The sequence below is a fragment of the Pseudomonas sp. Irchel s3b6 genome (genome assembly GCF_900187415.1).
In the GTDB taxonomy this organism is placed as follows: domain Bacteria; phylum Pseudomonadota; class Gammaproteobacteria; order Pseudomonadales; family Pseudomonadaceae; genus Aquipseudomonas.
This window is the reverse complement of the sequence record NZ_FYDM01000026.1, coordinates 1-25,498: the sequence shown is the minus strand read 5'-3', so window position 1 is coordinate 25,498 and position 25,498 is coordinate 1. Positions and strand designations below refer to the sequence as shown.

19 protein-coding genes are annotated in these 25,498 nt (G+C 59.6%); 6 read left to right on the top strand and 13 right to left on the bottom strand.

Annotated elements, in window-relative coordinates:
* Positions 1–241 precede the first annotated feature (241 nt).
* From CKW07_RS24575 to CKW07_RS24565, 3 genes are all read left to right on the top strand, one after another.
* Positions 242–3,070 (top strand): AMP-binding protein, encoded by a 2,829-nt coding sequence (locus CKW07_RS24575; RefSeq protein ID WP_176465371.1) that lies wholly within the window; start codon positions 242–244, stop codon positions 3,068–3,070.
* 289 nt (positions 3,071–3,359) lie between these two features.
* Entirely contained in the window at positions 3,360–5,135 is a 1,776-nt protein-coding gene (locus CKW07_RS24570) for an S-type pyocin domain-containing protein (protein WP_095147432.1), read from the top strand.
* Positions 5,132–5,404, top strand: a complete 273-nt coding sequence (locus tag CKW07_RS24565) for a hypothetical protein (RefSeq protein ID WP_095147431.1) — start codon at positions 5,132–5,134, stop codon at positions 5,402–5,404. Before CKW07_RS24570 ends, CKW07_RS24565 begins: the two co-directional genes overlap by 4 nt.
* Positions 5,405–5,713: 309 nt before the next feature.
* On the opposite strand, the gene CKW07_RS24560 is transcribed toward CKW07_RS24565, so the two are convergent.
* The 3 genes from CKW07_RS24560 to CKW07_RS24550 all read right to left on the bottom strand — a co-directional run bounded on the left by CKW07_RS24560 (position 5,714) and on the right by CKW07_RS24550 (position 7,295).
* Positions 5,714–5,929: a hypothetical protein gene (locus CKW07_RS24560; protein WP_095147430.1), complete on the bottom strand. Its 216-nt coding sequence runs from the start codon at positions 5,927–5,929 to the stop codon at positions 5,714–5,716.
* A 190-nt stretch (positions 5,930–6,119) separates the two neighbouring features.
* Complete coding sequence (locus tag CKW07_RS24555) at positions 6,120–6,737, bottom strand: dihydrofolate reductase family protein (RefSeq protein WP_095147429.1); 618 nt, start codon at positions 6,735–6,737, stop codon at positions 6,120–6,122.
* A 222-nt stretch (positions 6,738–6,959) separates the two neighbouring features.
* On the bottom strand, positions 6,960–7,295 hold the full coding sequence (locus tag CKW07_RS24550) for a hypothetical protein (RefSeq protein ID WP_095147428.1): 336 nt from the start codon (positions 7,293–7,295) through the stop codon (positions 6,960–6,962).
* 220 nt (positions 7,296–7,515) lie between these two features.
* Here CKW07_RS24550 and CKW07_RS24545 point away from each other — a divergent pair, with 220 nt between their 5' ends.
* The gene (locus CKW07_RS24545) at positions 7,516–7,935 is read left to right on the top strand and encodes a DUF1801 domain-containing protein (RefSeq protein WP_095147427.1); all 420 of its coding nucleotides are present in this window, start codon (positions 7,516–7,518) and stop codon (positions 7,933–7,935) included.
* A 45-nt stretch (positions 7,936–7,980) separates the two neighbouring features.
* Here CKW07_RS24545 and CKW07_RS24540 read toward each other — a convergent pair whose 3' ends face one another.
* From CKW07_RS24540 to CKW07_RS24505, 8 genes are all read right to left on the bottom strand, one after another.
* The gene (locus CKW07_RS24540; RefSeq protein ID WP_095147426.1) at positions 7,981–8,742 is read right to left on the bottom strand and encodes a DUF4239 domain-containing protein; all 762 of its coding nucleotides are present in this window, start codon (positions 8,740–8,742) and stop codon (positions 7,981–7,983) included.
* Positions 8,743–8,833: 91 nt separating this feature from the next.
* On the bottom strand, positions 8,834–9,508 hold the full coding sequence (locus tag CKW07_RS24535) for a DUF3313 domain-containing protein (protein ID WP_095147425.1): 675 nt from the start codon (positions 9,506–9,508) through the stop codon (positions 8,834–8,836).
* A 47-nt stretch (positions 9,509–9,555) separates the two neighbouring features.
* Positions 9,556–10,833, bottom strand: coding sequence for an OmpP1/FadL family transporter (locus tag CKW07_RS24530; protein WP_095147424.1), 1,278 nt, complete (start codon positions 10,831–10,833; stop codon positions 9,556–9,558).
* A gap of 71 nt (positions 10,834–10,904) precedes the next feature.
* Positions 10,905–12,521: an arylsulfatase gene (locus CKW07_RS24525; RefSeq protein ID WP_095147423.1), complete on the bottom strand. Its 1,617-nt coding sequence runs from the start codon at positions 12,519–12,521 to the stop codon at positions 10,905–10,907.
* Positions 12,522–12,752: 231 nt separating this feature from the next.
* Positions 12,753–13,598: a polyphosphate kinase 2 gene (gene ppk2 / locus CKW07_RS24520; RefSeq protein WP_095147422.1), complete on the bottom strand. Its 846-nt coding sequence runs from the start codon at positions 13,596–13,598 to the stop codon at positions 12,753–12,755.
* Between the two features lie 93 nt (positions 13,599–13,691).
* On the bottom strand, positions 13,692–15,125 hold the full coding sequence (locus CKW07_RS24515; RefSeq protein ID WP_095147421.1) for an efflux transporter outer membrane subunit: 1,434 nt from the start codon (positions 15,123–15,125) through the stop codon (positions 13,692–13,694).
* A gap of 1 nt (position 15,126) precedes the next feature.
* Entirely contained in the window at positions 15,127–18,336 is a 3,210-nt protein-coding gene (locus CKW07_RS24510; RefSeq protein WP_095147420.1) for an efflux RND transporter permease subunit, read from the bottom strand.
* Positions 18,333–19,670 (bottom strand): efflux RND transporter periplasmic adaptor subunit, encoded by a 1,338-nt coding sequence (locus CKW07_RS24505; RefSeq protein ID WP_095147419.1) that lies wholly within the window; start codon positions 19,668–19,670, stop codon positions 18,333–18,335. Before CKW07_RS24505 ends, CKW07_RS24510 begins: the two co-directional genes overlap by 4 nt.
* A gap of 651 nt (positions 19,671–20,321) precedes the next feature.
* Between CKW07_RS24505 and CKW07_RS24500 the strand changes: the two genes are divergently transcribed.
* Complete coding sequence (locus CKW07_RS24500; RefSeq protein WP_095147418.1) at positions 20,322–22,223, top strand: potassium transporter Kup; 1,902 nt, start codon at positions 20,322–20,324, stop codon at positions 22,221–22,223.
* Between the two features lie 7 nt (positions 22,224–22,230).
* Here the strand turns inward: CKW07_RS24500 and CKW07_RS24495 are convergent, their stop codons facing one another.
* On the bottom strand, positions 22,231–23,817 hold the full coding sequence (locus CKW07_RS24495; protein ID WP_095147417.1) for a RimK family protein: 1,587 nt from the start codon (positions 23,815–23,817) through the stop codon (positions 22,231–22,233).
* Between the two features lie 92 nt (positions 23,818–23,909).
* On the opposite strand from CKW07_RS24495, the gene CKW07_RS24490 reads away from it, so the two are divergent.
* Positions 23,910–25,034 carry a GNAT family N-acetyltransferase/peptidase C39 family protein gene (locus CKW07_RS24490; protein ID WP_095147416.1) on the top strand — a complete coding sequence of 375 codons (1,125 nt, stop codon included), beginning with the start codon at positions 23,910–23,912 and terminating at the stop codon, positions 25,032–25,034.
* Between the two features lie 167 nt (positions 25,035–25,201).
* Here CKW07_RS24490 and CKW07_RS24485 read toward each other — a convergent pair whose 3' ends face one another.
* Entirely contained in the window at positions 25,202–25,363 is a 162-nt protein-coding gene (locus CKW07_RS24485; protein ID WP_095147415.1) for a DUF2986 domain-containing protein, read from the bottom strand.
* Positions 25,364–25,498 lie beyond the last annotated feature (135 nt).

Here is a 25,498-nt window from a genome sequence, read left to right as displayed (position 1 = left end):
TAAGAGCCTAGCCCTAATATCAGTAGGAGCAGCCGGTCGACGCTCGACTGCTCGCGATGGACGTTAACGATAACGCGTGTTTTCTGATTAAACGTGCCGCTCTGGAGTCCATCGCGAGCAAGCTCGCTCCTACACATCCTGCGAGCTCTGCAGTCGAAGATGGCATTCCCAGTTACCGCCATAGGCGCATAATGGCAATTGGCAAGGATCTACACCGAGTGCCTGTCATGAGGGGCCGCCGATGTCTCGTCCGCCTCCAGAAACCCGCGCCGTTCCCCGCTCCGATGGGGACGCAGAAAAATTGCTCGAAATTGTCCAGCGCACGGTGGTCGAGTTGCGTCCGCAGGCGGCAGAAGGGTTGCACGTCACCTTGTCCAGCGTGCTGGACCGGGACCTGGGCGTAGACAGCCTGGCCCGGGTCGAGCTCTGGTCACGTATCGAGCACGAGTTCGCTGTGCGCTTGCCGGAAACCCTGTTCGCCTCGGCAGACACTCCCGCCGATGTACTGCGTGTATTGCGCAGCAGACCTGGCGCCGAGGCGGCACGCCCGTTGCCTTCCAGCGAGGCCCCGACAGCAATGGGGCAGACGCCGGACACCGCGCGGACCTTGATCGAAGTGCTGGAATGGCATGTGCGCCATCAGCCGCAACATCCCCATGTGCGCCTGCTGGATGAAAGTGAGCAGCCGGAGGACATCAGCTATGGCGCCTTGCACCAGGACGCTCTGGCCGTTGCCGCAGGGCTGCAACGCAGTGGCTTGCAGGCCGGTCAGACCGTGGCCCTGATGCTGCCTACAGGGCGCGACTTTCTCCATGGCTTTTTCGGAATTCTGTTGGCCGGCGGTGTGCCGGTGCCCATCTACCCACCGCTGCGTCTGTCGCAGATAGAGGATCATCTGCGCCGCCAGGCCGGCATCCTGCGCAACGCCGAAGTCAAAGTGCTGATTACCGTGACACAAGCGAAGCTGCTCGCCCGACTGCTCCAGCCGCAGGTTCCGAGTCTGACTCGCATTGCTACCGTGGCCGAGTTGACCGGTGAGGGGGGCGAGTGCATCACACCCGCGCGGCAACCGGATGACATCGCCTTCCTGCAGTACACCTCGGGCAGTACTGGCCAGCCCAAGGGCGTGATGGTTAGCCACGCCAATCTGCTGGCCAATCTGCGCGCCATGGGTAGGGCTCTGAACGTGGGGCCGCAGGACGTGTTCGTCAGCTGGTTGCCCATGTACCACGACATGGGCCTGATCGGTGCCTGGCTGGGGAGCCTGTATTACGGCTACAGCCTGGTGCTGATGTCGCCGCTGGCTTTCCTCGCGCGGCCGGCGCGTTGGCTATGGACCATCGACCGCTTCCACGGCACGTTGTCGGCGGCGCCCAACTTCGCCTACGAACTGTGCCTGAGCAAACTCGCTGACGCCGACCTCGAGGGCCTGGACCTGAGCAGTTGGCGCATGGCCTTCAACGGTGCCGAGCCGGTCAGCCCGGATACCTTGCAACGCTTCGCCGAACGCTTCGTTCGCTACGGCTTGGCGCCCACCGCGCTGGCGCCGGTCTATGGATTGGCCGAGGCCACGTTGGGTGTAGCCTTTCCGCCCTTGGGCCGAGGGCCGCTGATCGATCGGGTGCAACGCGAGGCGTTCCAGGCCCGCGGCCATGCACTGCCCGCCGAGGCGGGTGCCAGTGCGACGCTATGCTTCGTCTCCAGCGGCCGGCCTCTGCCGGGCCATCAGATTCGTATCGTCGATGGCAACGGGGTCGAACTCCCCGAGCGCAGCGAAGGTCACCTGCAGTTCAGCGGACCGTCCACCACCGGTGGCTACTACCGTAACCCCGAAGAGACTCGCCGGGTGCTGCGCGATGGCTGGATTGACTCGCTCGACTTCGCCTACATGGCCGGCGGTGAGGTCTACCTGACCGGCCGCGCCAAGGACCTGATCATCCGTGCCGGGCGCAACATCTACCCCTACGATGTCGAAGCAGCGGTGGGCAACTTGCCCGGCCTGCGCAAAGGCTGCATCGCAGTGTTCGGCAGTCCTGACCCGGCCACCGGCACTGAGCGCCTGGTGGTATTGGCGGAAAGCTACGAGAAGGAAGCTATCGCGCGGCAACGCCTGCAGCAGGAGGTCAACCGCATCGTGGTCGACCTCACCGGTGTGCCGCCCGACGATATCGTTCTGGCGCCACCGCATAGCGTACTGAAGACCTCCAGCGGCAAGATTCGCCGTGCCGCCAGCCGCGAACTGTATGAGCGCGGCGAAGTGGATCGGCCGCACCTCGCCGTGTGGCGCCAGCTACTGCGCCTGGTGCTGCAGGCTGTACGCGGGCAGTTCGGTCGCAGCTGGCGGACCTGCCGCGCCGCGCTGTACGCCGCCTACATCTGGCTGCTGTTCTGGCTGGTCACACCGCTGACCTGGCTGGGCGTCGCGATCCTGCCGCGCCAGCGTTGGTGCCGCAGCTTTACCCGCGCGGCCGCACGGCTGTTCGTGCGCCTGGCGGGGGTGCCGTTCAGCGTCACGGGGCTGGAGCGTCTGCCTTCATCCTCGGTGAGCGTGCTGGCCGTCAACCATGCCAGCTACCTCGACGGCGTCATTCTCTGCGCGGCCCTGCCGCCGCAGTTCAGCTTCGTTGCCAAGCGCGAACTGGCTGATCAGTGGATCGCTGGCCGGTTCCTGCGCAAGCTCGGCGCCCGCTTCGTTGAACGCTTCGACCTGCAGCGCAGCACCGCGGACACCGAGCCCCTGGCCGAGGCGCTACAGGCAGGCCAGCCCCTGGTGTTCTTTCCCGAAGGAACCTTCACCCGCGAGCCAGGCTTGCGCACCTTCCACATGGGCGCCTTCGTGCTCGCCGCGCGTGTCGGCGTGCCGCTGCTGCCGGTCGCAATCCGCGGTACGCGCAAGGTACTGCGCGACGGTCAGTGGTTCCCGCGCCACGCTGCCATCCACGTCAACGTCTGCCCCCCGCTGTTGGCGCAGGGGCCGGGCTGGACGGAGGCAATCAAGCTGCGGGATGCAACGATAGCGGTGCTGCTGGAGCACCTGGATGAATCGGAACGGGCCCAGCGCCCAGGTTAGGCGACTACTTCGCTGCCGTTCTCTTTCCAGAGCAGTTAAAGAGTGGACACGCTGGGTAATAGCCCACGACAAGCTCTACAAATCGCAGCCTGCATATAACAGAGTGAATTCGGCACTTTTGCTGTAAGAACTTTTTACGGAAATTTTCAGAAATTACTTCAACGTAAAGTCAGCGTCTGCACGCGACAAATCCAGTCAATATTTTAAAATTGAAATAACTCAATTATATCGACAAAACTTAGGGTGCTTGTCTATCACATGGAACTCATATTATTGCACGGAGCACCCCATGCAGGAACCTATAACGCTTCCACCACTTTTGATAACGCCTGACTCTCTGCCTGCCCCACCCAAAGAAACTCTGGCCTTTCCTTCAGACTTCGACAGCATTCTATTTTGGGAGGGTGCTGTCCCGGCGGTCACTACGCCTTACAGTATTGACAGTATCAAAGCCACTCGCAACGCATACGAAAAGTTAGTGGAAATAGCCCTTTCGGCGCAAGTCCAGATAAAGAGCAGTTTTCAGGGCAGTAGACCCAATGTTCGAAACGGCCTGGAGAAGCACATAGCTTCAGCCATTGATACCCAACAACCCGACACACTGGAAGTCGCCTTGAAAAAGAAAGCGATTGTGGTTGAACTTCTGCAAAGGGTCAGGCTGAACAAAAGCTGGAGCGAGGCGGAAGAGTTTTTTGGCATAGATGCTCTGTCCCTGGACAGCACCGAAAGTTCAGATTTGTTCGCAGCTTCTGTGGATACAGAAGATTTCGAGGGAGCGTCAAGAAGCCTTTATGAAAGCTTTCTGAGGTCACTGACCGCCGCCTACGTTAAACGAATCCTTATCGAAGCCATTTCCATTCTGGAAGACGCTTCCAAAGCGGCAGACGCTGCAATCCATTCTGCCTTGGCTAGGGGCGAAGCTGCCTACACCTTCAGACTACCCATTAGCCAAAGCGCACAGCTGGGAACCGTGGTGGGTGCCATTACCCTCCACACCGCCAACGGTTGGACCTTCGAGGCAGCTATCCATAAAGGCATTCAGTTGTTGAGCAGATTGGGGGAAGCACTGCTCAGTCGCGCTACTGCCGTCGGCATCGGCGCCTTGTTCTACTCACCCTCCCTTGGCAACGGCGAACGTTATCCGCAAACAGCGCTTAGCCTGCCTGGCCGCACCTTCATGCCGGAGCTGCCGTTTAACCTGAATGAAATCGCCGCTGCCGAAGGAACCATTGACCTTCCCTATCGGATCTATGGCGACCTCAGCCAGTACAGACTCGTTGCAACCCCGGTTGAAGGGAGCATTTCGGCAAAAGTGCCAGTGCGGGCCCTGGCGTTCGATCCGACGACCAGCAGTTACAGTTTCACGTCAAACGATACACCGCCCATTACCCTCAGCTTTCCTATCATTCGCCCGGGAAGCAGCTCGACAACTTCGCCCGCCCGGCCCGCGGAAGTACCGATTTACACGGGTATTACGCTGACGCCATTGCTCGTGCAACCTGAACCCTTGCCCGCTGTCGAATTGCCGGACTTCAAGGATTGCATTTACTGCTTTCCGAGCGAGAGTGGCCTGCCGCCAATCTACGTTGTTTTCAATAGTCCTTATGAAGGGGCAACCACGAGAGGAAAGTACAGTGGTCGATCATTCAATCCCGCCAAAGCCGGAGGCCCGATTCTGGATCTGGATTGGACCCGTGCTACCGTGACACAAGCGGGTATTGACCTGGTGAAATTGCATACGGGACGCTTCAGTCCTTCGGACGGCAATGCCATCATGATTGAACGCCTGGAAAAAATCTTGCGGGGTGAATTGGCAATTATGGCGGTCGACAAGCGTTTCTACACTCATGAACTCAGAGAACTGGAGCGCTTCAGGGCAGTAGGGGTGGCTGACGGTGTATACCCGAATGACGAGGGTGTCATTTGGAATAACACTCACACCGCAACACTGGAAGACTACAAGCTAAAGGGCGACTTTGAGTTGCTCTATACGCCTGACGCTATAGCGGCGGATGAAAAGCAGAGGGAAAAAGAGTACAAACAAATAGGAGGGGTAAAGCGATGAGCATCATGAAAGCTATTGTACTCAACGAGAAGCCTGAAGAGGTCATTCTATTTCTAACCAAAAATGAGTTGGGTATCTCCTTTCCTCAACTTGATGGCCTGTATAATAGAGCCAACTGGGCGCATGTGACAGACAATATGGGACTATTGAACCTCGTCAAGAACATGTGCGACGCCGGCTTTATCAAATATAGTGGGGGCGGAATTGTCAGGGGGCCCAACTGGAGAGAGCCGGCGTTCATGGTCGAAGGCAAATATACCCTCGATTGACAGTCACAGGTGCCTGAACACAGCTCCAAGGAGAAAAAGAGCGAGGATTTATTTATCTGCTCGAAAACTGACTGATTAGACAGAACTAGAGTGAAAAAAACAAATCTGCCCCCCTTCCACCAAAACTGCCTGTCACCACTGGCTGCGATCGATCCACGGCAGCCAGTCGTGACGGGCAAAAACAGCCAAAAACAGTCGTTCAGATATACCCATGAACCTATGGGTGATTCAACCCGGCACACAGTCGGATGCCTGGATCAAGGAACGTTTGTCGCTGACTCTGCAGCACGGCTGTCAGCAGTCCATCGGTTATTCCGGCCTGTAGGATTCGGTCACTTGTGCGGTTTGATCATTCGGCACCCAGATTTCATTGTTTCTGCTCGCGTCGGCCTTGCTCTGTGCCTCTTGTTGGCCCACCGGGAAGTTGGCGAAGTAGTACCTCATCCGTTCGGCTCCACCTTCGGCAAAGGCAGATGCCGAGCCGAAGGTCATCAGGACAGCGACGATCAGGGTTGTGCGTTTCATGGCATGTCTCCCACTAGAGGTGGCGGGCACCTCGTCCATGATCCAATGCCCAAGTTGCATTATCCGCCGATTCCGTTAAGTGGGAATGAACCAGACCCGCGGCGGTGCTGATTGATGGCGACCTCCCTGGTTTTGGCATCGGCAGGGTTCGAGGGTCGATTGGCTGCCGGGGCACTATTGCCTATCCCGCTTACACGAACGTTCCTGTGCGCACGTCGCCGCTGCGCACGTAGCGGGTGATCAGCACACCGCCCGGCGTGCTGGTCGAGTGCGCCAACGTGAAGGCTGCCGCTTGTGCGTTGTCGCCGAACAGATGTTTGCCGTGCCCAAGCACGATGGGATAAATCATCAGCCGAAGCTCGTCCACCAACCCGGCTGCAAGCAGTTGGCGCACCAGATCGCCACTGCCCTGCGTCAATAGATCGGCACCGTCCTGGTGCTTGAGCGTGCGTACCGCATCGGCAAGGTTTCCCTGTAACGCATGGCTGTTCTGCCAATTCAGCGTATCGCAACGATGCGTGGCCACGTGCTTGGGCACGTTGTTGAACAGGTCAGCGATGGTGCGGCTGTTCGAATTGGCCTGCACGTGCGGCCAATACGCCGCGAATATGTCGTAGGTGCGACGCCCCAGCAGCAACTCGAACGGCTGCGAGAACAACGCCTGTATGGCCTGGCTGATGCCTTTGTCGGCGTAGGGCACTATCCAGCCACCCAAGTGGAATTCGCCGCTGGTGTCTTCTTCAGGCCCGCCGGGTGCTTGAATAACGTTATCCAGACTCGTGAACGCGGCAACGATGAGCTTGCGCATACGCTTCTCCAGGTTCGTCTTCGTGAAAGTTCTCGTACAAGGAACGCCTACAATCACTGCGATCAATCAGGTTCATTCCCTCACGAATAGTCGAACGAGACGCTGCGATATCGACAGTGCGATGCACGGATGACGGCAAGCCCTCCGTCCGCGCCTGGGCGAAAGCAGCCCCTGATAAGCGGCTGCTCTCGACCTGACGCTGGCGCTCTCCAGGAGCGGTCTTTAAAGCAACTGATCAATCAGCACCGCGTTGCTGTAAATCAGGCTGCCATCGCTGGCCCGGTGCCCAACCAGATGGAACTGACCGCGCTCGCGGTGCAGGTAGACGCGCATCTGGCAGTCGGCCAAGGGTCCGTAGCCTTCGGGGACGATCAAGTCCATGGTGTCCATGTCGACGTCAACCATGGCTTCCGGCTCATGGGTTTCTTGCAGGCGTTCTTCGGCTTGTTCCAGGCGTACATGGAGGGGGCCATCGACGTAGAAATGGATTTCCCCCACCGGGACAGACTTCTGGTCGTCGCCGGCTTTGCACCAACCCTCAATTGTCAGGGCACTCATGACCAAACCTCCGTTGTGGAATGCGGGAGTCTGTAGCGCTGTCACTTCTCAATACCATCACTTTTCTGACCGCTGCCCTTGGGCAGGGTTCGTTTCTTGTGGGCGCCAGGTTTGTTGATGCCCTGTGGGGCAGCCGTCAGTCAGTGAGACTCCTGTGGTGCACGAGCAGCCTCTACCCTGAAGCGGGTGACAACCATCTTCAAAGGGGGCGGTGACGACCATGAAAACGGTGCAGGACGAGGTCAACGAAGAGCAAGAGGCAGGCTTTGTCTCTGAGCGGATAGACGGGCGAATCAGGGAGCTCGGCGACTGGCGGGGCGAGACGCTGGCCAGGGTTCGGGCGCTGATCAGGCAGGCCGATCCCGAGGTGGTTGAAGAGTGGAAGTGGCGGGGCGTTCCGGTGTGGTCCCATGGCGGCATTCTCTGCACCGGCGAGACCTACAAGCAGGTGGTGAAGCTGACCTTCGCCAAGGGCGCTGCACTTGAGGACCCAGCGGGGCTGTTCAACGCCAGCCTTGAAGGCAATACCCGGCGCGCCATTGATATGCATGAGGGGGGCGGGATTGATGAAACCGCCTTCATGGCGCTGATTCGCGCCGCCGTCGCGCTCAATGTCTCGAAGGGGAAAAAAGGCGCCTGATCCATCGGGCGGTGAGGGTGTCCGGTAGGTGCGCTTTGGTGCGGGTCACAGACCCAGTCGGGTCAAGGACTCACGCATCGGTGACAGCGACAGGCTGATCAGGCCATCGAGGGGACGGTTCAGCTCTTCGACCAGCAGGATCGAGGCCGAGGCTGAGAGTGCACACATCATCAACACCGCCAGGACGGTGCCGTTGCGTGGCGCAAACAGGCCGAATGAGCCGAAGATGATGGACAGCCAGGCCACCAGGATCACCAGCATCGTCAACGGGATCGAGGCATGGGCCTGCAGCAGCACCAGCCAGCGGGTGGCGAACACTTCGTCGATCAGTGCCAGGGCCTGGGCCTTGAGGGCACGCTGGCCGTCATTGGCCGGTGACAGGGCTTCGATTTCGCGTTGCAGCGCTTCGGAGCGGCGGATGGTCTGGGGGTTGTCGAGTTGTTCCAGCAGTGTGGCATTGCGCGAGGCGAGCAGCGTCACGACTTCGGCGTAGCGCTGTTTGACCAGCTGGCGGATAGGGTCGGTTTGCGTGCCGTAGCGTGACAGCAAACGGTCGAACTCCACCACCTTGGCCGCGGTGCTGACCAGTTCGTTGTTGGCGGTGTCGAAGGTGCCTTTGGCGCTGGAGACCAGCAGTCCCAGCACCAGGGCCGACATAGTCGCGATCAGGCCGGTGGCCAGCTTGACGACACTGATGGAGTCTTCGCTCAGGTGGTGGGAGGGCAGGCGTGCGCGCACATAGGCGCCGAGCAGCGCGCTGCCGAACAGGCAGAGGAAGACGATGAAGGCGACCAGTAGATGATTCACGTAGAACCTCCTGTGCGGCTGTCTTCAGGCCAGGGGTCGAACTCAGGTGAGGCCCGCGCCGCCCGGTGGTGGCGCGGGTGATGGCGGGTGGTTAACGGATGAACGCCTGCATGTCGGAGTTCAGTTTGCCGATCGCCGATTTGAAATCATTGGTGGTGATTGGCTGGCTGGAGTTTTCCAGGGTTTCGCCAAAGAGTTTGCGGACCACCTTGACCATGGTCTGCTGGCTTCTCGCATCGATCAGCTCGGCCTCGACGAACAGTTCGGTGTCCTGGTCGCGGTGGCCGGTAACGGCGGAGACCCCGCCGACGACGGCTGCGATGGGCACCACTTCATACCATTTCATGCCTTCGTTGGATGCACTGACCCCGGTGATCGCCGCGCGCAGCACCAGGAGCCTTGATCCGGGTGGTGCGGCTTGCGGGGTGGAGACGACGCGGTACTTCTGCCCGAGCACGGCTTTTGCACCGCTGCTCATGTGCTGTTGCAGTTCTTCCAGGGTCTGTCGGTTCACCCGCTCATCAGGCTTGGGTGCCGGATACAGTTCCAGTTTGTTGAACGCCACGGTGTCGTAGGCATTGGCGTTCCATGACGGACTGACCCAGCGCATCGCTTTCTCGCCACTGGTGGTGGTGACTTCCTGCAGGTCGTTGTAGTTGTACATGAAACCGGAGTACTGGTCCCGCTCGGTGACTTTCGAGGTACAACCGCCCAGTAGCAGGCTGGCCAAGGCGGCGCCAAAGATCAGTTTTCGCGACAAGCTCATAGGGTTCTACTCCATGGATTGAAATGTTCTGCTCGGGTTTCAGGGCGTCAGAAGCGCCACGTCATATTGCCGGTCACGGCTTGAATCCAGGCGTTGTCGAATTGCCCCGATATTCGATTGCCTGAAATGGATTTGCTCTGGTCCACCGTCATGTCGCCCAACCAGACCATGGCCCAGCTGACATTCACGTCGGTGTCCTTGTCCACAGCATAGGTCGCACCAGTGGCAATGCGCCAGGATTCGGCCATGGGCACGGTCACTGTCCGGTCGCTGTCGGAGACGGCGCTGGAATCATAGGCCAGCCCGACGTTCCACAGCAGTTGCGCCGTCGCCTGGTACTGCGCACCCAGCGCGAGTTGCCAGGTGTCCTTGTAGTGGGCATCGATCGTGGTCGATTGGGCACCGACGGCCGAGGTATCGACCTGCACCCCGACTTCGCCGAACTCCGACCAGTCCTGCCAGTTGACCGACGCCAGCAACGCCCATTGCTGGTCCAGTGGCTGGAACAGGCTGAGGGTGAGGGTCTGGGGGACTTGCATCGACAGGTCGGTGTTCAGGCCGTTGAGGCGATCCAGCGCGGGGCCGTTGCCCTTGACGTTGAGCCGGTCTTCGAAATCCAGGTCGACCTGGCTGGTGTAGGTCAGGCCGATGCGCGTACCGGCCCCGGGGGCATAGATCACCCCCACATTGGCGCCGTAGCCCCAATCGGTGTCCTCGTATTTGAACTGGCCGTCGCCGCGGTCGGTGAAGCCAAAGGGCGAGCGGTCAATCGCGGTCTGGGCTTGCAGCATCCCGTACATGGCTTTCACGCCGACGCCGACCGACCACTGGTCGTTGAAGCGATACGCCACGCTGGGCACCAGCGACAACCCGGCAATGCTGCCGTTTTGCGCGAAGTAGCGCCCGGACCAGTCGTTGTCGTAATTGAACGCCAGTCCGAAGTCACCGTAGGTGCCGAAGCCGACGCTCCAGTTGTCGTCCAGTTCATGGCTGATGAAGAAGCTGCCACCGGGGATCGGGTCCAGGCCATTGCCACTGCCGCTGCCGGGCACGTTGCTGCCATTGTCGCGGTCGAAGGTCAGGTCGCCGTAGAGCACTTGCAGGCCACCGGTGACCTGGGTTCCCTTGAGGTAGCTCAAGCCCGCCGGGTTGCTGGCGATGGTGGAGGGGCCCTGCGCACGAGCCGCGGCGCCGGCATTGGCCAGGCCTGCGTTGTCGGTGCCGATTTCGTAAAGCATGAGACCGCCGGCACTCGCTTGTTGCGCGTAGTACACCGACAGCAGTGTCAGGCTCAATGCATACTTGCCGGGGAGTCTGGACCGCATGAAAGCACCCTTTATTTATTGTTGTTTGAGTCAATGACGGCGGGCAACCCTGCCCACCGTCATTGGTTCATCTATTTGGCCATCGCAGCCCTGGCCGCCTCGATCTTGGCCTTCACCGAGTCCAGGTTGAAGCTCGCGCCTTTTTGCATGGGCGGGAACTCAACCGCTGTTTCAGCCAGCTTGGCGACCTGCTGCTGCACAAACACAAAGCGCCAGAACTGGAACTTGAACCAGTCGAAGTACTGCTGCGAACCGTTGGCGGCCTGGTTTTCCGGCCAGCCGGCACGTTCAAACGGATCCAGCCGCAGGTTGGTCAGGATTGGCACGTCGACGGTCAGCTTGGCCCCCAGCCAGCCGCCAGGCTGGTCAATGAAGCGGTACTTGTAGTCATCGATGCGTACCGCTCCGAGCGAACTCTCCCCAAAATAGAAAATCTCATGGCGACTGGACGGACCTTTGCCGGTGAGCATCGGTGTCTGGTCATAACCGTCCAGGTGCACCTTGTAGGTTTTGTCACCCATCTGCTTGCCTTTGAGCAATTGCGCCGTGATGTCCGGGTTGCCTGCCGCCGCGACCAGGGTCGGGAACCAGTCCAGGCCGGACATGATGCCGTTGGCGACCTGATTGGCCGGCACCTTGCCAGGCCAGCGAATGATTGCCGGTACCCGGAAGCCGCCCTCCATCACCGTACCCTTGCCCATGGCGAACGGTGTCTGACCACCATCTGGCCACGTGAAGTTTTCCGCGCCATTGTCCGTAGTGAAGACCACGATGGTGTTGTCGTCCATGCCATCTTTCTTCAACTTGGCCATGACGTCGCCGACGATGTCATCGAGCTGCGCCATGCCGGCTTCCTGTTCTGACCAGCCATTGTCTGCATTGCGCATGCCTTGGTACTTGTCGGACAGGTGGGTGACGATGTGCATGCGGGTCGGGTTGAGCCACAGGAAGAACGGTTTGTTGTCCTGCCTGGATTTGTCGATGAAGCTGAACGCCTTGTCACGGATCTCTTCGTCGACGGTTTTCATCCGTTGCGGGTAGAGCGTTCCAGCGTCTTCGATCTTCTGTTTGCCGACCTTGCCCCAGCGTGGCATCACTGTCGGGTCATCCGTGGTGGTCGCCCAGCTGTGGACCATGTTGCGGGGGCCGACGGTGGCCAGGAGTGCCTGCGGATAGTTGGGGTGCGCCGGGTCTTCCATGGCGTCCAGGTGATAGAGGTAGCCAAAGAACTCGTCGAAGCCATGTACCGTGGGCAGGAACTCGTTGAGGTCGCCCAGGTGGTTCTTGCCGAACTGGCCGGTGGCATAGCCCATGGCCTTGAGCGCGGTGGCGATGGTGACGGCTTCGGCGGGAATGCCGATGGGCGAGCCGGCCTGGCCGACCGTGGTCATGCCGGTACGGATCGGCAGTTCGCCGGTGATGAAGTTGGCGCGCCCGGCGGTGCAACTGGCTTCGGCGTAGTAGTCGGTAAAGCGCATGCCTTCGGCCGCAAGGGTATCGAGGTTGGGTGTTCGGCCGGCCATCATGCCCTGGTTGTAGACGCCGATGTTCGACCAGCCGATATCGTCGCCCATGATCACGACAATGTTGGGGGGCGGGTTATCGGCGGCATGGAGAGTGAAGGGGAGGGCCAGTGTGGAAATCAGTATCGCCGCGGCCAGGGCCGTGGGTTGTCGTGTGCGGTTCATGACGAGTTCCCATGCTTGAGTATTGGTACTCTGGGACGAACCCCCGGTCGCCGTTAAATGCATCTCCCCCCGGAAAGAGCGTAGGTAGGATTACTGATTAGTCCAGTAATTTATGAACCGCCAAGCCCCAGTGTTTCCAGGGGCTTGCCCATAGCCTGTGGGTTCAGATGATCAATGACATTCGAACCATTACCGCCAGGTCGAAAACGACCTGGCGGCACCTCATCAGGATTACTCCTCCGACACTGAGGCCTGGAAGGGTTCAGCGATGTATTTGAAGGGGTAATTGATGGTCTCGTAGTCACCGACCTTGCGCTTGGGCAACTTGATCTTGGGTTGCTTGATGGTCTCGTACGGGATCTGTTCCAGCAGGTGGGTGATCAGGTTCAGGCGTACGGCCTTTTTGTTCTCGGAGCGGGCGACATACCAAGGCGCCCATTCGACGTCGGTGGCCTCGAACATCTCGTCACGGGCGCGGGTGTAGTCGTCCCAACGGTTATAGGACTTGATGTCCATAGGCGACAGTTTCCAGGTCTTGCGCCCGTCGGTGATGCGCTGCGTGAGGCGCCGGGTCTGCTCTTGCGGGCTGACTTCCAGCCAGTACTTCAACAGCAGGACACCGGAGTTGACCATCAGGCGCTCGAAGCCCGGCGCCAGATCGAGGAAGTTCTGCACCTGCTCGTCGGTGCAAAAGCCCATGACCCGCTCGACGCCCGCACGGTTGTACCAGCTGCGGTCGAAGATCACGACCTCGCCAGCCGACGGCAGGTGTGGCATGTACCGCTGCAGGTACATCTGGGATTTTTCCCGCTCCGACGGTGCCGGCAATGCCACTACGCGAAAGATCCGCGGGCTGACGCGCTCGGTCAAGGCCTTGATGGTGCCGCCCTTGCCGGCGCCGTCACGGCCTTCGAAGACCACCACCACCTTGGCACCGGTGGCAACGACCCATTGCTGCAACTTGACCAGTTCGACGTGCAGAGTTTTCAACTGCGCTTCGTAATCCTTGCGGCTGAGCCGGGTGGTGGGTTCTACCACCGGTTCAGGCTGCGCACGATCATGTTTTTTCTTAGCCATTCATTAGCCTCCAGTTGCTCTCGAATAGGGCCTTTGGCAGGCTCGCGCTTGCACCGATACATCGGTCAAGCCGGCGAGCTGCCGGCCTCCTGTTCATTGTGGTTTTTCGTTGGCGCTCGCCGTCAGCTTGTCAGCCTGGGTTACCCAACCTCCGCCCGTTGCCTTGTAGACATCAACCATGGCGCTGAATACCAGACCGCGGGTCTGGGTGTAATTCAGCTCGGCGTCGAACAGGCTGCGTTCGGCATCCAGCACTTCGATGTAGCTGGTGTAGCCATTGTCATAGCGCAGTCGCGCAAACTTGGTGTAAGTGCGCAGGGCCTCGACCTGATTGGCCTGGGACTGCATTTGCTCACGGCTCTTGCTCGCCGCGACCAGCGCGTTTTCAACATCCCTGAAAGCCGACTGGATCGACTGCTGGTAGGTCAACAGCGCTTGTTGCTGGATCGCTTCGGCCTGTTTCACCTGTCCGGAGATCCCGCCGGCGGTGAAGATCGGCATGCTCACCCCGACCCCATAGTTCCAGGTGGCGGCCGGGCCGGTGAACAGGTTGGAGAGTTCATTGCTCGCCGAGCCCACCAGCCCGGTCAGGGAAATGGACGGGTAGTACAGGGCCTTGGCGGCACCGATCTGGGCGTTGGCGGAAATCAGGTTCAGCTCCGCCTGACGCAGGTCGGGGCGCCGTTCCAGCAAGTCCGAAGGCAATCCGGCGGGTACCGACGGCAGTGTCAATTGCGCCAGGCTGCGCCCGCGGATGATAGCGCCGGGGTTGCGTCCAAGCAGCACGGCCAGGTTGTTTTCCTGTTGTGCCACCTGGGACTCGAATTGCGAGATCGAGGCCTGGGTGCGCTGGAACTCGGAGAGGTTCTGCGCCAGTTCCATTTCGGAAATGGTGCCGGCAGCAAAGCGCAGCTTGAAGATCTCGTAGGATTCGCCGCGGGCCTTGGCGGTAGTGCGGGCAATTTCCAGTTCCCGATCCAGATCGCGCAGGGTGATGTAGCTCGATGCCACCGACGACACCAGGCTCAGGATCACCGTGCGCCGACCTTCTTCCGAGGCCAGCAGGTCGGCCCGGGCGGACTCGTTGAGGCGCCGCAGGCGGCCCCAGATGTCCAGCTCCCAGCTGACACTCAGAGCGGCCTCGTAGCTGTTGTAGATCGGGTCAATGCCGGAGTCCAGGGGCACCGGGCTGTTGTCCCGGGGCGCCCGGTTGCGGTCGCCCTGTGCGCCGACGCCGACTTGCGGATACATCTGCGAGCGAACCTGGCCGTAACGGCCCTGGAACTGCTCGATCCGCGCAGCGGCGATCTTGATGTCTTTGTTCTCGGCCAGTGCACTGCGAATCAGCTCATCGAGGACCGGGTCCTTGAATTGCTCCCACCACAGGCTGTTGGACAACGCGCTGACCTCATGGTCGGCGTAGCGATAGGCCGCGGGAGCGTCCGTGGCCGGGCGCTGGTAATCCGGGCCGATCATGCAACTGCTCAGGCTCAGGCACAGCACCAGGGGAATAGGGAAGGTACGCATCTCATTCCCCCTCATGGCGTGGTTGGGCAGCACTGCCGGGAGTTTCCCCGGATGGCGTTGCCGCAGGAGGCTGGGCGGTTTGTTGGGCCGAGCCCTTTTTCTCGGTGATCCGTTCCACCAGGTAGTAGAACAACGGGATGAAGAAAACGGCGATGACGGTCGCCGCCAGCATCCCGCCGATTACCCCTGTACCGATGGAGTGGCGACTGTTTTCCGAGGCACCGACAGCGATGGCCAACGGCACGCAACCGAGGATGAACGCCAGGGACGTCATCACGATCGGCCGTAGACGTTCCTTGGCGGCAGTCATCGCGGCGTCGTAGGCGGACATGCCGCTTTCCCGGTTCAGCACCGCGAACTCGAAAATCAGGATCGCGTTCTTCGCGGCCAGGGCCACCAGCATGGTCAGGCCGATCTGGAAGTAGACGTCATTGCTCAAGCCCCGAAGCATGACCGCGAGCAGGGCACCGAACAAGGCGAACGGCACCGCCAGCAGCACGCCAATGGGCAGGGACCACTTCTCGTACTGGGCCGCCAGGATCAGGAACACCATGACCAGGCCGAAGATGAAGACCTTGGAGGACGCACCGCCGCTTTTCTTCTCCTCGAACGCTTCACCACTCAAGGCCAGCGCATAGTCGTTGGTCATGATCTCGGCGCTGATTTCCTCCAGGGCCTTGAGCGCCTGGCCGGAACTGTAGCCGGGGGCGGCGTTGGCCGTGAGCTTGACCGCCGGGAAGTTGTTGAAGCGGGTCAGCAGGTCGGGACCGGTGACGTAACGGGTGTTCAACAGGGCCTTGAGCGGCACCATTTCGAGATTCTTGTTACGCACATAGATCTCTTGCAGGTCCTCGGCCTTGAGGCGATAGACCGGCTCGGCCTGCAGGATGACCTGCCACAGCCGGCTGTACTTGTTGAACTGCGAGACGTATAGGGAGCCGAACATCGTCTGCATGGTGCTGTAGACATCTTCGACCGGCACCCCCAGTGCTTCGGCCTTTTCCCTGTCGACATCCACCATCAGTTGCCGGGAGTGGGCGTTGAAGGTGGAGGTGACGATGCCGAGTTCGGGGCGCTCCTTGGCTTTGGCGACAAGGGTGGTGACCATTTCGGCCAATTGGTCGATGCTGCCATCGCCCTTGCTTTGCACCCATACCTCCATACCCCCTGTGGTACCAAGGCCTGGAATGGAGGGGGGGTTGACCGGCAGGATGATACCGTCCTGTATGGTGGAAAATGCGCGGGCAGCCTTCTGTATGACGGCGGGAGCGCTTTGCTCCTTGATGGTCTCGGAGTCCTTGTAACGCTCCTCGAAGTCCTTGAAGCCAACGAAGAAGGCCCCGGCGTTGTTCTTGTTCTGGCCGTCCAGCAGGCTGTAGCCGTTCACGATGGCCACCCCTTCGACGGACGGATCATTCATGAAGAAGTCGCTGGCCACCTTGCCTACCTCTCCGGTGCGATCCAGGCTGGCGGCATCGGGCATGATCACGGCGCCGAGCAAGTAGCCCTGGTCCTCGGGCGGCAGGAACGCACTGGGGATACGCTGCGCCATCACCACGGACAGCACGATCATGCCGGCAAACAGCATGAGCGCCAGTGCCGAGCGCTTGATCATGAAGGCCACCGAGCGCGAGTAGCTGGCGGTCATGCGGTCGAAGCTGCGTTCGAACCAGCGGAAGAAGGCGTTCTTCTCTCCGTGCTGCGGCTTGAGCAGCAGCGCGGCCAGGGCCGGTGACAGGGTCAGGGCCACCAGGCCGGAGATCACCACGGAAATGGCGATGGTGATGGCGAACTGTTTATAGAGCTGGCCCGTGATCCCGCCCATGAAGGCCACCGGGATGAACACCGCACACAGCACCAGCACAATGGCCACCACTGGCCCCGCCACTTCATCCATGGCTCGCTTGGCGGCGTCCTTGGCGTTCATCTTGTGGACATGCATGTTGCGTTCGACGTTTTCGATCACCACGATGGCATCGTCCACCACGATACCGATGGCCAGCACCATGCCGAACAGGGTCAGCATGTTCACCGAAAAGCCCATGGCCGCCATGCCAATGAAGGTGCCGACAATTGACACCGGTACGGCCAGCACCGGAATCAGCGTGGCACGCAGGCTCTGCAGGAACAGGAACACCACGATCACCACCAGTACCAGCGCTTCGAAGAAGGTGTAAATCACCTCGGAAATCGATGCGCGGGTAAACGCGGTGGTGTCCATCACGATCTTGTATTCGATGCCTTCGGGGAAGGTCTCCTTCATTTGCGCCAGGGTCTCGGTGACGGCCTTCGACACGTCGAGAGCGTTGGCGCCGGGTTGTTGATACACCGCGATCAGCGTGGCGGGACGGCCCTGGTAGGTACTGCGCAGCGAGTAGTCTTTCTGCCCCAGTTCTGCGCGTCCGACATCCTTGAGACGCACAATGGCGGCGCCGTCGTTGCTGGCGCGCAGGATGATGTTTTCGAACTCGGCCGGCTCGGTCAGGCGCCCCTTGGTGGTCACCGCAAAGGACTGCTCCACGGCTTCGCCCGTCGGGGACTGGCCGACACGGCCCACGGCAAATTGCTGGTTCTGGTTGGACACCGCTTTTTGCACATCGGCGGCGGTGATCCCCAGTTGTGCCATGCGGTCAGGCTTGAGCCAGATCCGCATTGCATAGTCCGGCGTGCCGAAGATGGCGGCCTGGTTGGCCCCGGGGATGCGCTTGATCGCATCGAGCAGGTACAGGTTGGCGTAGTTGGCGACGTACGTGCTGTCGTAGCGGTCACCCTTGGAATACACCGCCAGGACCATCATGAACGCCGATGATTTTTTCTGTACCTGGATGCCCTGGTTCTGCACGGCGGAAGGCAGTTGGGGCAGGGCCAGGTTGACCCGGTTCTGCACATCCACCTGGGCCAGGGACGGGTCGGTGCCGATCTCGAAGAACACGTTGAGGGTCATGTTGCCCGTCGCGGAGCTCGACGAGTTCATGTAGATCATGTTGTCCGAACCGTTGACCTGCTGTTCGATAGGCGCGGCCACGTTGTTGGCCACCACCTCCGCATCCGCCCCGGGGTATGTCGCGGACACCGTGATTTGCGGCGGCGTGATGTCCGGGTATTGGGCGACAGGCAACTGGAGCATCGCCACGGCACCGGCCAGGGTGATGATGATCGAGATGACGGCGGCGAAGATCGGTCGGTCGATACAGTAGTGAGAAAGACTCATGGGCGTTTCTCACTGTCTTTGTTCGGCTCACCGGCGGCAGGCGTTGGCGCGGCGGCCTTGCCTGCCGGGGCGGACGCTTTTGGCTCGACAATGTTCAGCGGACCACCGGGGGTGACCCTGATAGCACCATCGACCACGATGCGTTCACCGGCGTGCAGGCCCTGGTTGATAAACCAGCCGTCGCCTTGCCAGCTACCGACCTCGACCACCCGTTGCTCGGGCTTGCCCTCGGCATTGAGGACCCAGACGAAATGGCTCTTGGCGCCCTCGAGCACGGCTTTTTGCGGCACCAGGATGGCATTCGGCCGAGAGGCTCCTACCGCCCGGGCCCGTACAAACTGTCCGGGGCGCAGCAGTCCCTTCGGATTGGCCACCACGGCGCGAACCAGGAAGGTACCGGTCTCCTGGCTATAGGACGGGGCGGTGAAATTGAGGGTGCCGCGATCAGGGACCACGGAGCCGTCCGCCAGCACCACTTCGACGACAAACTCACTGCGTGGCGGGAACTTCAGGTTGCCCGCTGCAATGTCGTCGCGGTACTTGAGGGTTTCGTTTTCCGAAAGGCTGAAGTTGACGTAGATCGGGTCCATCTGCGACACCGTGGTCAGTAACCCTGACTCACCCGGTGTGATGTAACTGCCTTCCTGCTTTTTGGCAAAGCTGGACAGGCCGGTGAGGGGAGAGCTGATAGTGGTGTAGCTGAGATTCAGTTGCTCGGTACGAACGGTACCTTCTGCGGCCAGCACGGCAGCACGGGTCTGACGCTCTTCGCCGACGGCATTGTCCAGGTCCATCTTACTGACGGCATTCTGTTCCGCCAACGGGCGAACGCGGGCCAGCGTGGCCTTGGCCACTTCCCAGCGCGCCTGCTGCTGCGCCAGTTGGCCCTTGGCCGAGAGCAGGGAGGCCTCGAACGGCTTGCGGTCCATCTGGAACAGCGTTTGCCCGGCCTTGACCAGATCGCCCTCGACGTACTGCCGTTTTTCCAGGAACCCGGCCACACGGGCGCGAATCTCTACCTCGCGGGAGCTCTCGGTCTGGGCGACGAATTCGAAGGTGACGGGGGTGTCCTGGGCGGTGACAGTCATTACGGTCACATTCGGGGCATGGCGGGCCGTGGAAAGGGGTTCCTTGCCGCAACCGGCAAGCAGGCCGACTATCCCGGCCAGAACGGCAATCGACAAACCAATACGGCTGGAAAAAATGCCTCCCTGCGGATGCGTTCCAGGTGCTGGGCAGTGCGGGGTACTGATGGCCGTAGTCTGCACCTGAGCGGTGCCTTGGCGCTGGTCTTTCCCTTGGAACTGTCCGACATCGATCGTGGTTACACCCATGAACCCCTCCATAATAAAAGTCACCGAACAGCGTAGCACCGCTCATAGGGGGCATTTGCTGACTTTAATCAGTGATTGCGACGTGCCGCACAGATGCCCGCGGATAGACTTGGCACGCACGTTCTATAACCGCCATTTGAGAAACCCCGTACAGATGGCGCTGGCAATCCCCCCGGTATTGCAGGCCTTTGGAGCGAAGTCCGGTTTCCGATCGTGAAGGCAATACGGCGCGCCTGACGGTCTGGACAGACGATCAGTGCAGTGTGGTAGGGGATAGAGGGATCTGCAAATTTGTCGGCGTGAAATCTGTCATTGCACTTCAGGGCCGGGGCGATTATTGCGTGTCCGTTACTCGCTGCTCACTTGGCGTAAAAAATTACGCTTTCTTTACGGTAGGTGTTTTTACTCGCAAGGATACTTGCGGGCGAATTTTCGAGCGTCCACGGGGCCTGTAGCCCTTCGTTTCCTTGGGGGCCCTGGAACTGCCCGGTTGCACAAGCCAATGGTGGGCATCGCAAGGGCTACAGTCTTATTAATCGTTAATCGTTCGAATCCTTTGGTTGATCCACGCAGTGCCTAACCAACGGCCACGCAAACCGCCTGGTCCAGGGATGGCAGGCGCTTCCCCCCTCAATTTTCGAGACGCCGCACGTGACCGACACAGCGACCCGCGCAAATGATGACTCCCACGCCAAGACGTCAGGGGCGGGCTTGCTCGTCGCTGCCGTGGGTGTGGTCTATGGCGATATTGGCACCAGTCCTCTTTACACCCTCAAAGAGGTGTTTGCCGGACACTACGGGGTCCAGGCCAACCACGATGGCGTGCTGGGCGTTTTGTCGTTGATCTTCTGGTCACTGATCTGGGTGGTCACCGTCAAATACGTGCTGTTCATCCTGCGTGCCAACAACCAGGGTGAAGGCGGCATCATGGCATTGACGGCATTGGCTCGCCGGGCGGCAGCGCCCTACCCGAACATGAGCCGGGTGCTGGTTCTGCTGGGGCTGTTCGGCGCGGCGCTGTTTTACGGGGATAGCATGATCACCCCGGCCATTTCGGTGCTTTCGGCGGTTGAAGGGCTGCAGTTGGCCTTTGATGGTATCGAGCACTGGGTCGTCCCCTTGTCCGTGATCATTCTGGTGGCGCTGTTCTTGATCCAGAAACACGGCACGGCCCGCATCGGTATTCTGTTTGGCCCGGTCATGGTGTTGTGGTTTGTGGTGTTGGGCGTGCTCGGCATCTACGGTATTTTGCAGCGCCCGGAAGTGCTCCAGGCGCTCAACCCGGCTTGGGCGGTACGCTTCTTTGTGGTTCACCCGGGGATCGGCGTGGCGATCCTGGGGGCGGTGGTTCTGGCATTGACCGGCGCTGAGGCCTTGTACGCCGACATGGGCCACTTTGGTCGCAAGCCCATTGCCCGCGCGTGGTTCATCCTGGTGTTGCCAGGGCTGGTACTCAATTACTTTGGCCAGGGCGCGCTGATCCTGGACAACCCGGAGGCGGTGCGCAACCCGTTCTACCTGCTCGCGCCGGGCTGGGCACTGCTGCCCATGATCGCGCTTTCCACGCTGGCCACCATTATCGCCTCCCAAGCCGTCATCTCCGGCGCTTTCTCCCTGACTCACCAAGCCATCCAGCTGGGGTATGTCCCTCGCATGTTTATCCAGCACACCTCGAGCCAGGAACAGGGCCAGATTTACATCGGCACGGTCAACTGGGCGTTGATGGTCGGTGTGGTGCTGCTGGTGATCGGTTTCGAATCATCCAGTGCCTTGGCCGCCGCCTATGGGGTCGCGGTGACGGGGACCATGTTGATCACCACCATCCTGTCTTCGGCGGTCGTCCTGCTGCTTTGGAAAACGCCACGTTGGCTGGCGATCCCGATGCTCCTCGGTTTTCTACTGGTGGACAGCCTGTACTTTGCCGCCAATGCGCCGAAGATCTTCCAGGGCGGTGCGTTCCCGGTGATCGCGGGCATTGGCCTGTTCATTTTGATGACCACCTGGAAGCGGGGCCGCAAGATCATTGTCGAACGGCTGGACGAAAGCACGCTGCCCCTGCCGCTGTTTATCAGCAGCATCCGCTCGCAACCGCCCCATCGCGTGCAGGGTACGGCGGTGTTCCTGACCGCCAGGGCCGATGCCGTTCCTCACGCGCTGTTGCATAACCTGCTGCATAACCAGGTGCTGCATGATCAAGTGGTGTTGCTCACCGTGGTCTCCGAAGACAGCCCGCGCGTTTCGGCGGACCGGCGATTCGAAGTCGAGGCTTACGGTGAGGGGTTCTTCCGGGTCAGCCTGCACTTTGGTTTTATCGAAGAGCCGGATGTGCCCCTGGCCTTGAGCCTCTGTCATTTGAACGAACTGGATTTCAGTCCAATGCGCACGACGTACTTTCTCAGCCGTGAGACGGTCATCCCGACCAAGCGCATCGGTATGGCTCGTTGGCGAGAGACCTTGTTCGCCTTTCTGCTCAAGAATGCCAACAGCAACCTGAAGTACTTCAAATTGCCGTTGAATCGGGTGATAGAACTGGGCACACAGGTCGAGATGTAAAAGACGCTCACCAGGCCTGGCCACGCCGCTTCAACTCAAGGCGGCGAATGAACTCTTCCAGGACCAGGGCATACAGGTCGTCCTGCAGGTACGCGTCTTCGATACCCGCATCCAGGTTGGGGTTGTCGTTGACTTCGATCACCACCACCTTGTCGCCCGATTGTTTCAGGTCGACGCCGTACAAGCCGTCGCCAATCAGGTTGGCGGTCTTGACCGCCAGTTCGACAACCGCGCGCGGTGCCTCGTGGACCGCCAGGGTGCGGCATTCGCCGTTAATGTCCTGGCCCTTGGCCTTGTGGTTGTAGATCTGCCAGTGACCTTTGGACATGAAGTACTGGCAGGCGAAAATCGGTTTACGGTTAAGCACGCCGATACGCCAGTCGTATTCGGTGTAGAAGAACTCCTGTGCCAGCAACAACACCGAGTGTTCGAACAGTTCTGAGGTGGCCTCCAGTAAGGCTTGCTGGCTTTCGACCTTGATCACGCCACGGGAGAAACACCCGTCGGGAATCTTCAGCACTAATGGAAAGCCCAGGCGCTCACCGACGCGCTCGAAGTCTTCCGGTCGCTCTTTATAGAGGATCTCGGTCGCTGGCATCCCCAGTTGGTGGCTTTTGAGCAGGTCGGTCAGGTACACCTTGTTGGTACAGCGCAGGATGGAGGCGGGGTCATCCATCACCACCAGGCCTTCGCTTTCCGCTTTCTTGGCGAAGCGGTAGGTATGGTTATCCACGCTGGTGGTTTCGCGAATCAGCAGGGCGTCGTACTCGGCGATTCGTGAATAGTCTTTCTTTTCGATCAGATCGACGTCAATGCCCAGCCCCTTGCCGACCCGGATAAAACTGTCCAGTGCCTGGGCATTGGAGGGCGGTAATGCTTCTTGTGGGTCATGCAAGATGGCCAGGTCATAACGGGCCACGCGGGGTGAGCGCGGTACTCGCCAGACCTTGCGGCTGAAACTGTCCAGCGAGTTGGCAAATGGGTCTTCCTGGTCTTCGCGTAACTTTTGCAAGACCCCGGATTTTATTCCCTCGATGCGCCAACTATTACTTTTGCGGAACTCTACCAGGAGGATAGGGCACGGGAAGATTTCGAAAATTTGCCGTGCCAGTTCCTGTAAAGGTTCGAGATTGGTTTTACCGAAGTACAACGTCAGCGTGAATCCTTCGGTATTACTGTAAATGTGGTTGCTCAGTGCTTTGTCCAGCGGTTTGCCAAGATCGTCCAGCGCCAGGCCATACAGTGACTTCTTGGTCAGTTCGCTGATAGTGCGCACGGACGGAATAACCTTATGGCCACGTGCCTCTGCCAGCAGTGAGCAGTAGTAACCATGCCCCAGGTACTTGTAGCTGCGACACAGGTTAATAACCTGAACGCGCTTGCCGGCTTCGATCTCAAGGGGTTGCTCCAGGTACTCCTGCGCACTCATCACGTCCTCTGAGGGGAAGTAAGAGGCCCAATCTTCTTTTCGCTCAACAATAATAATCACCTGACTGGATCTGCCTGGTGCATCCGGTAAATAAGTCAGGTTTGATATTGCCGTTAATCGATTTTGCTCTGATACTTCGCGCAAGCCGCCCTGTACCGCTGACATATGAAAAGGTCCGTTGGAGAACAAGTCCTTATCTATTAAGCACGATACTTTTTAAAAGTCTCGTTTCATTACGCAACTTTTACGGCGGCCCTATGACCCTGTTATTTCGTAAAGCCACACAGGATGACCTGAAGTCTCTGCTGGAACTGGAAAACCAGTGTTTTACCTCTGATCGGCTGACGCCGCGCAGCTTTCAGTGGATGATCAGCCGGGCCCATGCCAGCCTGATCGTCGCACAAGTCGGCAGCCAACTGATGGGCTACTGTCTGGTCCTGTTCCATCGCGGCACCTCCCTGGCGCGCCTGTATTCCATCGCCATTGCCACCCACAGCCGTGGCCTGGGCCTGGGAAAACAGCTGCTGGACCAGGCGGAAGACTGTGCTCGTGCGCATGACTGCGCTTACCTGCGACTGGAAGTCCGTCCGGACAATCCGGTCGCCATCGGTCTTTACGAGCGCAATGGCTACCGGCGTTTCGCTGTGGTCAACGACTACTACGAAGATCATGTGCCGGCGCTGCGGTTGGAGAAACGTATTGTGCAGCATCGGGACAACCGTGAGTTCCAGGTTCCTTATTACCAACAGACCACTGAGTTTACCTGCGGCCCGGCTTGCCTGTTGATGGCCATGAGCGCGTTACAGCCTGATCGCGTGATTCGGCGCAGGGACGAGCTGCAGATCTGGCGTGAAGCCACGACGGTGTTCATGACTTCAGGTCACGGTGGTTGCAGCCCACAAGGCCTGGCACTGGCGGCCTGGCGTCGAGGATTTCGAGTGCGTCTGCAGGTCAGCGTCGCAGGTCCGCTGTTTCTCGACGGCGTGCGTAACGAACACAAGAAGGAGGTGATGCGCCTGGTACATGAAGCGTTCTGCAGCGAACTCCAGCACAGTGATGTGGAACAGGTCAGCAGCAACCAGCTGGACCTGCCGCTGGCGCTGAAGGCCGGCGGCCAACCCTTGGTACTGATCAGCAGTTATCGCCTGACCCGCTCAAAAGCCCCTCACTGGGTCATCGTCACTGATTACGATGAGGAGTTTGTCTACTTGCATGATCCGGATATCGATCACAGTCAGCACCGCCAGGCACTCGACTGCCAGCATCTTCCCGTCAGCCACAAGGCGTTCGAAAAGATGTGTGTTTTCGGCGGCAACAAGCTGCGTGCTTCCGTGACGCTTTACGCACATGAGTCGTTCAGTGAATCGCCTCTGGGTTCGTAGACCTGTCCGAAAGACGACTTACGACTGTGGATTCAACCGGTTCGATTCAGAGCCGCGAAGCGGCTTCGGCTTGAATGAATTGATAGGCCGCGTCCTCGCGGTACCTGCCATCGGAATGAATAGCCCAATCAAATTTGTAAATTCCGGAGGTGCTTAAGCTACATAGATCAGCTCTCAGAGGAAATGATTGGGTCGTGACTGGATTCGGCAGCTAGCTTCAATCGGTCAGCTTTACTAATGTATTTAGACTTGCTTTGCGGTGCCAATTTGGCACTAGCCTTTTTGGCGTGAGCCTTTAATAACTGCTTTATTTTTTTACGACGGTTCATATTTTTCTACTCGGTTTGTATGTTCTTGAATGATATCAGCTTAAAAGATTGGGTCAGATTCCTGTGGTGCGCACTTAGTGTATAACGCTGGAAATAGGCGGTGAATCGCCCCTGGTTTTCTAGAAGCCTGCGAGT